This is a genomic window from Streptomyces sp. NPDC002845 (assembly GCF_053591955.1).
The window spans coordinates 161,036-173,377 of record NZ_JBSFUU010000008.1 but is presented as its reverse complement, the minus strand read 5'-3'; the positions used below and the strand labels follow the sequence as shown (position 1 = coordinate 173,377).

At 71.4% G+C, this 12,342-nt stretch carries 7 protein-coding genes; all 7 read left to right on the top strand.

The annotated features are described in order from the left end of the window. Positions 1–10: 10 nt before the first annotated feature. The 7 genes from ACWD3C_RS08305 to ACWD3C_RS08275 all read left to right on the top strand — a co-directional run bounded on the left by ACWD3C_RS08305 (position 11) and on the right by ACWD3C_RS08275 (position 12,119). The gene (locus tag ACWD3C_RS08305) at positions 11–2,704 is read left to right on the top strand and encodes a PAS domain S-box protein (RefSeq protein WP_451141394.1); all 2,694 of its coding nucleotides are present in this window, start codon (positions 11–13) and stop codon (positions 2,702–2,704) included. Positions 2,705–3,150: 446 nt separating this feature from the next. Next, positions 3,151–3,822 (top strand): response regulator transcription factor, encoded by a 672-nt coding sequence (locus ACWD3C_RS08300; protein ID WP_451141392.1) that lies wholly within the window; start codon positions 3,151–3,153, stop codon positions 3,820–3,822. A gap of 71 nt (positions 3,823–3,893) precedes the next feature. Then, entirely contained in the window at positions 3,894–5,939 is a 2,046-nt protein-coding gene (uvrC, locus tag ACWD3C_RS08295) for an excinuclease ABC subunit UvrC (RefSeq protein WP_451141390.1), read from the top strand. Next, positions 5,936–6,952, top strand: coding sequence for an RNase adapter RapZ (gene rapZ / locus ACWD3C_RS08290; RefSeq protein ID WP_451141388.1), 1,017 nt, complete (start codon positions 5,936–5,938; stop codon positions 6,950–6,952). Before uvrC ends, rapZ begins: the two co-directional genes overlap by 4 nt. Beyond that, positions 6,949–8,016, top strand: a complete 1,068-nt coding sequence (locus ACWD3C_RS08285) for a gluconeogenesis factor YvcK family protein (protein ID WP_451141386.1) — start codon at positions 6,949–6,951, stop codon at positions 8,014–8,016. The genes rapZ and ACWD3C_RS08285 overlap by 4 nt, the downstream gene beginning before the upstream one ends. Continuing rightward, positions 8,007–8,996: a DNA-binding protein WhiA gene (gene whiA, locus ACWD3C_RS08280; RefSeq protein WP_451141384.1), complete on the top strand. Its 990-nt coding sequence runs from the start codon at positions 8,007–8,009 to the stop codon at positions 8,994–8,996. Before ACWD3C_RS08285 ends, whiA begins: the two co-directional genes overlap by 10 nt. A gap of 165 nt (positions 8,997–9,161) precedes the next feature. Beyond that, a complete protein-coding gene (locus ACWD3C_RS08275; RefSeq protein WP_451141382.1) occupies positions 9,162–12,119 on the top strand; it encodes a M14 family zinc carboxypeptidase in 2,958 nt (985 codons plus the stop codon). Positions 12,120–12,342: the final 223 nt, after the last annotated feature.

The window sequence follows — 12,342 nt, the reverse complement described above, 5'->3', positions numbered from 1 at the left end:
ACGGGTGATCATGCGCCGTTCTCCTGCCGTGCGCCGCACCCCGTTCCTCGCCCGCCTGCGGGTCGGCCCCAAGCTGATGCTGCTGGTGCTGCTGCCGGTGACCGTGCTCCTGGCCTTCACCGCCCTCGGCGCCGTGACCCAGTGGGAAGAGGCGCGGACCCTGCGCGACTTCCGGCGCGCGACCGAGGTGTCTTTCGCGACCACCGCGGTATCCGACGCCGTGGCGCGGGAGCGGATCGCCGCCGTACAGGCCCGGCTGCGCCCCGGACCGGTCACCCTGGGAGAGCGGGCCGAGGCCGAGCGGGCCACCGGCCGCGCCCTGGAGGAGGCGGTCGAACGCGCCGCCACCTGGCCGGAGTCCGATGTCGCCGGTGACCTGGCCGCCGTGCGCCGGTGGCTGCACGCGTTGCGGGTCCGGACGGGCACCGGCTCGCTGACCGCGCGGGCCGTGACGACGGGGTACGAGGGCATCGCGGACACCGTGCTCGACACCGCCGCCGACCTCGAATCCGGGCGCCCCACCAGGGCGTCGGGCCGCGCCGCCGACGCCCACATCGCGCTCCTGGAGGCCATCGAGGCCGCCGAGCGGGAGCGGGCCGAGCTGGCCATCCTGTTCTCCGAGCCCGCCGACGAGCGCCCCACGGCCGCGGGCCGCTGGCCCGCGCTGGAAGAAGCCCAGCTGGACGTGTTCCGGCAGAACACGTCGGACGAGCTGAGGGCCGCGCTGTTCACCACGCGCTTCCAGGCCCCCGGCAGGGCCGTCCGTGAGGTCCGTGACGCGCTCGCCGCACCTGACCCCGGGGGCGCCGGCAGGCCGTCGTACGACCGCTGGCTGGCCGACTCCGAGGCCCGTATCGACTCCCTGCGCGGCCTCCAGGCCCGAGCCGCCCGCGACCTCGCCGTCCAGGCCGCCCGCGACCTGAGCACCGCGCAGACGCGAGTGGTGCGCGACCTCGCCGTCTCCCTGGCCGTCCTCGGCGTCGTCGCCGTCCTCGCCCTGGCCCTGCGGCGCTCGATCGACCGCCCGCTCAGCGAGGTCTCCGCGGGCGCCCGGGCCCTGTCGTACGGCGATCTCTCGTACGACATCCGCTACGCGGGCCGCGACGAACTCGGCGACGTCGCCGACACCTTCCGCGAACTGCGGGTGACCACCGAGCGCCTGGCCGACGAGATCCGCGCCATGAACACCGCGATCGACGTGGGCCGGCTCGAACACTGCGCCGACGTCGCCGCGTTCGACGGCACCTGGGCCCAGCTGCTGGGCGGCATGAACGGCACCATGGCGTCCTTCGCGGCGGCGCACGGCAGGCGCAGGAAGGCCGAACAGGAACTGGAGAGCATCTTCAACCTCTCCCTCGACCTGCTCTGCATCAGCGGCGTCGACGGCTACTTCAAGCGCGTCAACCCCGCTTTCGAGCGCACCCTCGGCCATCCGGGCGACACGCTCCTGTCCAAGCCGATGATCGAGTTCGTCCACGAGGAGGACCGGGCACGCACGCGTGCCGCCCTCGAACGGCTCGCGAGCGGCGCCGAGGTGGAGGAGTTCGAGAACCGCTGGATACGCGACGACGGCACCGAGTGCCGGCTCCAGTGGAGCGCCCGGCCCGTACCCGAGGAGGGCCTCATCTACGGGGCCGCGCGCGACGTCACCGAGAGCCACCGGGCTGCCCGCGAACAGGAGGCGCTGCGCCGGGTCGCCACCCTGGTGGCCCGCGGCGTCCCCCCGGAGCAGCTGTTCCAGGCGGTCGCCGAGGAGGTCGGGCAACTGCTGGGCACCGGGGCCGCGGCCGTGCTGAGGTACGGGTCCGACAGCTCCGTCACCGTCCTGGGCACCGCCCACGGGGCGGTGGCCGAGGGCGAGGAGACCGCGCTCACCGTGGCCGGCACCGGACGCGCCGCCCGCGTGGGCCGCTCGGTGGGGGCGCCCATCGTCGTCGACGGTCGGCTCTGGGGTGTGGTCGTCGCCTCCTCGCCGCTGGAGCCGCTGCCCGGCGGAACCGAGTCGCGGCTCGCCGCCTTCACCGAACTCATCGCGACGGCCATCGCCAACGCCGACAGCCGCGCCCAGCTGACGGCTTCACGCGCGCGCGTGGTGGCCGCCGGGGATGCCTCCCGGCGCCGGATCGAACGCGATCTCCACGACGGTGTGCAGCAGCGCCTCGTCTCCCTCCGGCTCGACCTGCGGACGGCCGAGTCGATGCTGGAGGACCGCTCCTGCGAACTCGCCCAGCAGCTCACCCACGTCGGCAAGGGCCTCGACGACGCCTTCCAGGACCTGCTCCAGGTGGCGCGCGGCATCCACCCGGCCATCCTCTCCAGAGGCGGCCTGGGCCCCGCCCTGCGCGCCCTGGCCCGCCGTTCCTCCGTCCCCGTCGACCTCGACCTGCGGCTGTCCTCGGGCCGCCTGCCGGAACAGCTGGAGGTCGCCGCGTACTACGTGACCTCCGAGTGCCTCACCAACGCCGTCAAGCACGCGCGCGCGAGCGTGGTGAGCGTCGAGGCACGGGAACACGGCGGCACCGTGGAACTGACCATCCGCGACGACGGTGTCGGGGGAGCGGAACCGGGCAAGGGCTCGGGCCTGATCGGCCTCATCGACCGCGTCGAGGCGATCGGGGGCCGGCTGAGCGTCACCAGCCCACCGGGCAGCGGTACCACGCTGAAGGTACGCCTTCCGGTGACACCGCCCTCCACGCGCGCGTGAGGAGAGCTACGAAGTACGACGCGTTGAAGGTAGGAGGAGCCCGCCCTCCACGCGCGCGTGAGGAGCGCGTGGGAGGAGGCGCGCCCGGACACACCCGCCCGGGCAGACTCGTCCGTCCGGAGACGCCCGGACGTGCGGCGGGCCGCCCGGGGCGTACGCGGTGGCAGTCCATTCAAGGGGGGAGTCATGGACTTGGTGACGTTGCGTACGTTCCGGGCGGCCGGTTCGGACGGAGAGGCATCCGTCCGGCTCCAGGGGCGGCGGTTCCGTCGTGCGGTGTGCGCCGCGGCTGTTGCGTCTGCACTGGGTTCGAGCATCCCGCCGAAACGTTTCCGTGTCGTCAGGGCCACCCCCCAACCCTTCTTCCTGCTAGCCGTAAGTGGCCGGTTACGGCAGGCTGTTGCCGGCGCACCGCAGCGGATCGGGCAGAGCGGACGGGGGGCGACATGGACGCAGAGCAGCGGCCCATACGCAGGCGGGTGGTTCTCGCGGACGACGACGTCCTGCTGAGGGAGGGACTGGCCAGTCTGTGCGAGCGGGTCGGGTACGAGGTGACCGGCCAGGCAGGTGACGCCGTCCGCCTCCTGGAGCTGGTCGACAACGAGCCCCCCGACCTGGCGATCATCGACATCAGGATGCCGCCGAGCCAGTCCACCGAGGGACTGAAGGCGGCCCGCGTCATCCGCGAGTGCCACCCGGACCTGGGCATCCTCGTGCTGTCCGCGTACGTCGAGGTCGACGACGCCCTGGAACTGCTGGCCGGCGGCCGCGGCGTCGGCTATCTCCTCAAGAGCCGGATCACGGTGGTCGACGAGTTCATCGAGACCCTGGAGCGCATCCTGAGGGGCGGCTCGGTCGTCGACCCGTCCCTGGTGCAGGAGCTGGTCGCCGCCCAGCGCCGCGACGACCCGCTGAGCGTCCTCAGCAACCGCGAGCGCGAGGTCCTCGCCCTCATGGCCGAGGGCCGCTCCAACGCGGGCATCGCCAAGCGGCTGTGGGTCACCGAGGGCACCGTCGAGAAGCATGTGCGCAGCATTCTGGGCAAGCTGCGGCTGCCGGAGGACACCGACGATCACCGCCGCGTTCTCGCCGTGCTGACTTTCCTGGAGTCCCGCTGAGCGCTCCGTGAAGACCGCGGTCCCTCCACAGCCCCGCCGCGCTGTCACACCTCGCCAGTAGGGTGTGAGACATGGCCGACCCCTCCAGCTACCGCCCCAGGCCGGGACAGATCCCGGACTCACCCGGGGTCTACAAATTCCGTGACGAGCACCGCCGGGTGATCTACGTCGGGAAGGCGAAGAGCCTGCGCCAGCGCCTGGCCAACTACTTCCAGGACCTGGCGGGCCTCCACCCCCGTACGCGCTCGATGGTCACCACAGCCGCGTCCGTGGAGTGGACGGTGGTGTCCACGGAGGTCGAGGCGCTGCAGCTGGAGTACTCCTGGATCAAGGAGTTCGACCCCCGGTTCAACGTCAAGTACCGCGACGACAAGAGCTACCCGTACCTCGCGGTCACCCTGAACGAACAGTTCCCGCGCGTGCAGGTGATGCGCGGTCACAAGAAGAAGGGCGTGCGCTACTTCGGGCCGTACGCGCACGCGTGGGCGATCCGCGACACCGTCGACCTGCTGCTGCGCGTCTTCCCCGTGCGCACCTGCTCGGCCGGTGTCTTCAAGAACGCGGCCCGCACCGGCCGCCCCTGCCTCCTCGGCTACATCGGCAAGTGCTCGGCCCCCTGCGTCGAGCGGATCTCCCCCGAGGACCACCGCGAACTCGCCGAGGAGTTCTGCGACTTCATGGCCGGCCGCACGGGGACGTACCTGCGCCGCCTGGAGCAGCGGATGACGGCCGCGGCCGAGGAGATGGAGTACGAGCGGGCCGCGCGCCTGCGCGACGACATCGAGGCCCTGAAGAAAGCCATGGAGAAGAACGCGGTCGTGCTCGCCGACGCGACCGACGCCGACCTCATCGCCGTCGCCGAGGACGAGCTGGAGGCGGCCGTACAGATCTTCCACGTACGTGGCGGACGCGTGCGCGGCCAGCGCGGCTGGGTCACCGACAAGGTCGAGGAGATCACCACAGGCGCCCTCGTCGAGCACGCCCTCCAGCAGCTGTACGGGGAGGAGACCGGGGACGCCGTACCCAAGGAGGTGCTCGTTCCCGCGCTGCCCGACCCGGTGGAGCCCGTCCAGGAGTGGCTGGCCGAACGCCGTGGTTCGAACGTGTCGCTGCGCATCCCGCAGCGCGGCGACAAGAAGGCACTCATGGAGACCGTGCAGCGCAACGCCCAGCAGGCGCTCGTGCTGCACAAGACCAAGCGCGCCTCCGACCTCACGACCCGCTCGCGCGCCCTGGAGGAGATCGCCGACGCCCTCGACCTGGACAGCGCGCCCCTGAGGGTCGAGTGCTACGACATCTCGCATCTCCAGGGCGACGACGTCGTGGCCTCCATGGTGGTCTTCGAGGACGGACTGGCCCGCAAGAGCGAGTACCGCCGCTTCCAGATCAAGAGCTTCGAGGGCCAGGACGACGTCCGGTCCATGCACGAAGTGATCACCCGCCGCTTCAGGCGGTACCTCGCCGAGAAGGAGAAGACCGGGGAGTGGGCCGACGGCGAGGCGGCCCTCACCGAGGAGGACGGCCGCCCCAAGCGCTTCGCCTACCCGCCCCAGCTCGTCGTCGTCGACGGCGGGCAGCCGCAGGTCGCCGCCGCCCAGAAGGCCCTGGACGAGCTCGGCATCGACGACATCGCCGTGTGCGGCCTCGCCAAGCGCCTGGAGGAGGTCTGGCTGCCCGGCGACGACGACCCGGTGGTCCTGCCCCGCACCAGCGAGGGCCTCTACCTGCTCCAGCGCGTCCGCGACGAGGCCCACCGCTTCGCGATCACCTACCAGCGCACCAAACGGGCCAAGCGCTTCCGGGCCGGCCCCCTGGACGACGTACCGGGCCTCGGCGAGACACGCAAACAGGCGCTGATCAAGCACTTCGGTTCGGTGAAAAAGCTGCGGTCCGCGACAATCGACCAGCTCTGCGAGGTACCCGGCATAGGCCGCAAGACGGCCGAGACGATCGCCGCGGCACTCGCCCGGGCGGTACCGGCCGCACCCGCCGTGAACACGGCCACCGGAGAGATCATGGATGACATGGAAGACGAGAAGCCCGAGACGACGGCGGGCTCCTCGGGGGAGCCCGTGTCCGCGGGCGCCCCGGACGAACGACGGGGGCAGGAGAGATGAGCGAGCACGACAAGCAACCCACAGGGCAGCGAGATCAGTCGCAGAGGGAAACACGCGAGCATCCCGCACAGCCCGAAGCACGCCACGACGAACGCCACGACGACGGAGCACAGGTGAGTCAGGGCACCGACGCGAACGGAAACGCGGACGCGGCCATCCCCGAGCTGGTGATCATCTCCGGCATGTCCGGCGCCGGCCGGTCCACGGCCGCCAAATGCCTGGAGGACCTCGGCTGGTTCGTCGTCGACAACCTGCCGCCCGCGCTGATCCCCACCATGGTGGAGCTCGGCGCCCGCTCCCAGGGCAACGTGGCCAGGATCGCGGTCGTCGTCGACGTACGCGGCCGCCGCTTCTTCGACAACCTCCGCGAGTCCCTCGCCGACCTGGAGGCGAAGAGCGTCACCCGGCGGATCGTCTTCCTGGAGTCCTCCGACGACGCCCTGGTGCGCCGCTTCGAGTCCGTACGGCGTCCGCACCCCCTCCAGGGCGACGGACGCATCGTCGACGGCATCGCCGCCGAGCGGGAGCTGCTGCGCGAGCTGCGCGGCGACGCCGACCTGGTGATCGACACCTCCAGCCTGAACGTGCACGAGCTGCGCGCCAAGATGGACGCCCAGTTCGCGGGCGAGGAGGAACCCGAGCTGCGGGCCACGGTGATGTCGTTCGGCTTCAAGTACGGCCTCCCGGTCGACGCCGACCTGGTCGTCGACATGCGCTTCCTGCCCAACCCGCACTGGGTCCCCGAGCTGCGCCCGTACACCGGCCTGAACGAGGAGGTCTCCGCGTACGTCTTCAACCAGCCCGGCGCCAAGGAGTTCCTCGACCGCTACACCGAGCTGCTCCAGCTCATCGCCGCCGGGTACCGCCGCGAGGGCAAGCGGTATGTGACCATCGCGGTCGGCTGCACCGGCGGCAAGCACCGCTCGGTCGCCACCTCCGAGAAGCTGGCCGCACGCCTGGCCGCCCAGGGCGTGGAGACCGTTGTCGTGCACCGGGACATGGGCCGCGAATGAGCGGACGTCCACTGCGGCTGAGCAGGCTGCGCGGGATCACCCCCGGGGGCCGCGGGGGCAGGCCCGCCGAGGCGCGCGGCGGCCGGCCGCGCCGCCGGGGCGCCCAGCCCAAGGTCGTCGCGCTCGGCGGCGGCATGGGCCTGTCCGCCTCGCTCGCCGCCCTGCGCCGGATCACCGGCGACCTCACCGCCGTCGTCACCGTGGCCGACGACGGCGGCTCCAGCGGGCGGCTGCGCGACGAACTGGGCGTGCTCCCGCCCGGCGACCTGCGCAAGGCCCTGGCCGCGCTGTGCGGCGACGACGACTGGGGCCAGACCTGGGCCCGCGTCATCCAGCACCGCTTCGAGTCCAGGGGCGACCTGCACGACCACGCGGTCGGCAACCTGCTCATCGTCGCCCTCTGGGAGCAGCTCGGTGACCACGTCCAGGCCCTCGACCTGGTCGGCAGGCTCCTGGGCGCCCACGGCCGCGTCCTGCCCATGTCCGCCGTACCCCTGGAGCTCCAGGCGCTGGTCAAGGGGCACAACCCCGAGCGGCCGGACGACATGGACACCGTACGGGGGCAGGCGACCGTCGCGCTCACGCCCGGCGAGGTGCAGTCCGTGCACCTCGTGCCGCATGACCCGCCCGCCGTCCCCGAGGCCGTCGAGGCGGTCCTGGACGCGGACTGGGTGGTGCTCGGCCCCGGCTCCTGGTTCTCCTCGGTGATCCCGCACCTGCTCGTGCCCGAGTTGCTGGACGCCCTCACGGAGACGAAGGCGCGCCGGGTACTCTCCCTGAACCTCGCTCCGCAGCCGGGAGAAACCGATGGCTTCTCCCCGCAGCGTCATTTGGAGGTTTTGGGACGACACGCCCCTAAACTCGCCCTGGACGTGGTGCTGGCCGACGAGGCCGCCGTGCCCGACCGCGACTCACTCACCGATGCCGCCAAGCGGTTCGGCGCCGCGGTCGAGCTGGCGCCGGTGGCCCGGACCGACGGATCTCCGCGGCACGATCCGGAGCTGTTGGCCGCCGCGTACGACCGTATTTTTCGGATGCATGGAAGGATCGGCCCATGGCGATGACGGCAGCGGTGAAGGACGAGATCTCCCGGCTCCCCGTCACCCGGACCTGCTGCAGAAAGGCGGAGGTCTCCGCCGTCCTGCGGTTCGCCGGCGGCCTGCACCTGGTGAGCGGCCGGATCGTGATCGAGGCGGAGCTGGACACCGCGATGGCGGCCCGCCGCCTCAAGCGGGACATCCTGGAGATCTTCGGCCACAGCTCCGAGCTGATCGTGATGGCGCCCGGCGGCCTGCGCCGCGGCTCGCGCTATGTCGTACGGGTCGTCGCGGGCGGAGACCAGCTGGCCCGCCAGACCGGGCTCGTCGACGGCCGGGGCCGCCCCATCCGCGGCCTGCCCCCTCAGGTGGTCTCCGGGGCCACCTGCGACGCCGAGGCGGCCTGGCGCGGGGCCTTCCTGGCCCACGGCTCGCTGACCGAGCCCGGCCGCTCCTCCTCCCTGGAGGTGACCTGCCCCGGTCCCGAGGCCGCGCTCGCGCTCGTCGGCGCCGCCCGCCGGCTGTCGATCGCGGCGAAGGCCCGCGAGGTACGGGGCGTGGACCGGGTCGTCGTCCGCGACGGGGACGCCATCGGCGCCCTCCTCACCCGCCTCGGCGCCCACGAGTCCGTGCTGGCCTGGGAGGAGCGGCGGATGCGCCGCGAGGTCCGCGCCACGGCGAACCGGCTCGCCAACTTCGACGACGCCAACCTGCGCCGCTCGGCCCGTGCCGCCGTCGCCGCCGGTGCCCGCGTGGCCCGCGCCCTGGAGATCCTCGGTGACGACGTCCCCGAGCACCTCGCGGCCGCCGGACGGCTGCGCATGGAGCACAAGCAGGCCTCCCTGGAGGAGCTGGGCGCCCTCGCCGACCCGCCGCTGACCAAGGACGCCGTCGCGGGCCGTATCCGCCGGCTGCTGGCCATGGCCGACAAGCGCGCCTCCGACCTCGGCATCCCGGGCACCGAGTCCAACCTCACCGAGGAGATGGCCGACAACCTCGTGGGCTGACGTCCCGTCAGGTCCTCAACGCGCCGGTGCCGACGCCCACTTGGGCCGTCGGCACCGGCGTCTTATGTCTGCTCTGTTGTCCGTGAGGCGCCCTTGACGTGACCAGGATCTGTCATGAGCCTGGCTCTGTTCGCCGCTGTGGCGAACCACTGCAAGGGGGGGCTCATGAGTCGAAGAGCGAGATCGATCCTCGCTGCGGGCGCGCTCCTGCTGGGCGGCGTGGCCCTGGCGCCCATCTCCCAGGCCGGCGCGGCGGGCGGATCGCCCGACCCGACCGCGGAAGAGGTCAAGGTCTTCCGCGCCGAAGTCACGAAGGAGCAGATACCACTGCTCCTCGCGACCGGGCAGGACGGCCACGAACTCGGCGAGCAGGCGCCCGACAAGGGCACCGCCACCGTCGAGGTCTACCTCACCGACAAGCAGGCCGAAGACTTGGAGGACCAGGGCGTCGACCTCAAGGAGCACACACTCACGTCGAAGGCACGCGCACGCGTGGCCGCCGCCGGGGACGGCGTCTACCGCCCGTACGGCGGAGCGGGCAACCTGAAGGAGGAGATCCTCAGGACCGGGCAGAAGCACCCGTCCCTGACCAAGGTCGTCTCCATCGGCAAGTCCCTCCAGGGACAGGACATCCTCGCGCTCAAACTGACCAAGAACGCCAAGAAGACCAAGGACGGCGCCAAGCCCTCGGTCCTGTACCTGTCCGCCCAGCACGCGCGCGAGTGGATCACCCCGGAGATGACGCGCCGCCTGATGCACTACTACTTGGACAACTACGCCAAGAACAAGCGCATCAAGAAGCTCGTCGACTCGACCGAACTGTGGTTCGTCCTCTCCGCGAACCCCGACGGATACGACTGGACCCACGACCCCGACGGCGACCGCCAGTGGCGCAAGAACATGCGCGACAACAACGGCGACGGCGCCCACACCATCGGCGACGGCGTCGACCTCAACCGCAACTTCGCCTACAAGTGGGGTTACGACGACGAGGGTTCGTCCCCAAACCCCACCAGCCAGACCTACCGCGGCACGGGCCCGAACTCCGAACCCGAGACGAAGGCACTCGACGCCTTCCTGAAGAACATCGGCTTCGAGTACGGCATCAACTACCACTCCGCCGCCGAACTGATCCTCTACGGAGTCGGCTGGCAGGTGGCCACCCCCAGCCCGGACGACGTGCTCTACGAGTCCCTCGCCGGTACCCCCGAGAACCCGGCGATCCCCGGCTACCACCCTCAGCTCTCCTCCGAGCTCTACACCACCAACGGCGAGACGGACGGCCACGCGTCCAACCTCCACGGCGCGGCGATGTTCACGCCGGAGATGTCCACCTGCCAGACCGTGTCGAACCTCTATCCGGACGACGCCTGGGAGGCCGCGGACTGCGCGTCGATCTTCACCTTCCCGGACGACGAGAAGCTGATCCAGGAGGAGTTCGAGAAGAACATCCCGTTCGCGCTCTCCGTCGCCGAGTCCGCCGCCAGGCCCGACCGGCCGAAGTCCTCGGTCGGCGTCGACGCCCCCGACTTCACCCCGGCCCCCTTCACGACGTCGTACTCGCGCGGCGCGGACCAGGAGGTCTCCGTCGTCGTCCGAAAGTCCGTACGGGACAAGGAGCTCAAGTACCGCGTCAACGGCGGCCGTACGCACGACATGAGGCTCAGGCCCTGGAAGGGCGGCGAGACGTACGGCGGTGACGACAACCTGTACTTCGACGAGTACCGGGCCAAGGTCAAGGACGGTGCACCGGGCGACAAGGTCGAGGTCTGGTTCACCGGCGAGACCAAGCGCGGAAAGCGCACCTCCAGCGAGCACTTCACCTACACGGTCGCCGAGCGGCCGCGCGCCGACGTGCTCGTCGTCGCCGAGGAGGGCGCGGCCGCGACCCAGGCGCGGACCTACGTGGACGCGCTGAAGGCCAACCGCAAGCGAGCGATCGTCTGGGACGTCACCACCCAGGGCGCACCGGACGCGCTCGGCGTGCTCGACCACTTCAAGACGGTCGTCCACTACACGGGCGCCGTCCGCCCGGGCGTCGCCACCCAGCTCGAACTGCGCGCCTACCTCAACGAGGGCGGCAAGCTGATCGAGGCGGGCGAAACCGCCGGCGCCTCCGTCGACCTCGGCGGGGGCACCTTCTCGAACGACTTCAGCCAGTACTACCTGGGCGCCTACACCCGTACGACCATCCCGAACGTCACCGGCTTCGACGGCGTCGGCGGCCTCGCGGGCATCACGGCACCCCTCGGTGACGCGCCCGGCAACCCCCTGAACACGGCCGGGTCGTTCGGGGTCACCTCCGAGACCCTGCCCGTGGACAGGTTCCCGCAGTTCGAGAGCGCCGGCGCGGGCCAGTACCCCGGGACCGTCAACCCGTACGGCCCGTACGAGGGCGCCTCCATGGCGGCCGTCACGCACAGCGACTACGCCTGGAACCGCCTCACCCGCACCATCGACCTCACCTCGGTGAACGCGGCCGACGCGCCGACCCTGCGCACGCGGCTGCTGTGGGACACGGAGGACGGCTACGACCACGCCGTACTGGAGGCGCGCACCGCCGGGGCCGACGACTGGACCACGCTCCCGGAGAAGGGCGGCGCCACCGGCACCGCCGTACCCACCGAGTGCGAGGCCGGGTACTTCATCCAGGCGCACCCCGCCCTGACGCGGTATCTGACCCTGGGCGAGGACGGCTGCACCCCGGCCGGCACGAGCGGGGAGTGGAACAGCTTCACCGGGACCGCCGCCGGATGGCAGGAAGTCAACTTCGATCTCTCCGCGTACGCCGGAAGGACGGTGGAGATCTCGCTCAGCTACATCACCGACCCCGGTTCCGGCGGCCACGGCGTCCTCGCCGACAACGCGTCCGTCGTCATCGACGGCACGGCCGGCCGGACCGAGGGCTTCGAGACATCCCTCGGCGCCTGGAGCACCCCCGGACCGCCCGCGGGCAGCCCCGCGGTCGTGAAGGACTGGGGCCTGTCCGGTGAGCTGTTCAAGACGTACGGCGCGGTCACCACGGCCGACACCGTGCTGCTGGGCTTCGGCCTGGAGCACGTCGCCACGGCGGCCGACCGGACGGCACTCGTGGGCAAGGCGCTGGCCGCGCTCAAGGACTGATCCACCGGCCCTCATATCGGCTCATCAGGAGGGCTGAGATCAGGTAATCGGCACGCGGAACCAGGGTGGTCCGTACCCCTACTGGCTGGTACGGGCCGCCCTGCCGTGTATGGGGCATCTCGATGTCACCACGGAGGCCCGAGGGAGGTAGGGTCGTATGCGGTCGGGGACATCCCATACAGCTCGCCGGTCTCGAAACCGGCGTACCAACGAGGAGATCGGT

What these genes read in the sequence shown, in the direction of transcription:
- ACWD3C_RS08305 (WP_451141394.1), top strand. Translation starts at nt 11, where the DNA reads ATGCGCCGTTCTCCTGCCGTGCGCCGCACCCCGTTCCTCGCCCGCCTG.
- ACWD3C_RS08300 (WP_451141392.1), top strand. Translation starts at nt 3,151, where the DNA reads ATGGACGCAGAGCAGCGGCCCATACGCAGGCGGGTGGTTCTCGCGGAC.
- uvrC (WP_451141390.1), top strand. Translation starts at nt 3,894, where the DNA reads ATGGCCGACCCCTCCAGCTACCGCCCCAGGCCGGGACAGATCCCGGAC.
- rapZ (WP_451141388.1), top strand. Translation starts at nt 5,936, where the DNA reads ATGAGCGAGCACGACAAGCAACCCACAGGGCAGCGAGATCAGTCGCAG.
- ACWD3C_RS08285 (WP_451141386.1), top strand. Translation starts at nt 6,949, where the DNA reads ATGAGCGGACGTCCACTGCGGCTGAGCAGGCTGCGCGGGATCACCCCC.
- whiA (WP_451141384.1), top strand. Translation starts at nt 8,007, where the DNA reads ATGGCGATGACGGCAGCGGTGAAGGACGAGATCTCCCGGCTCCCCGTC.
- ACWD3C_RS08275 (WP_451141382.1), top strand. Translation starts at nt 9,162, where the DNA reads ATGAGTCGAAGAGCGAGATCGATCCTCGCTGCGGGCGCGCTCCTGCTG.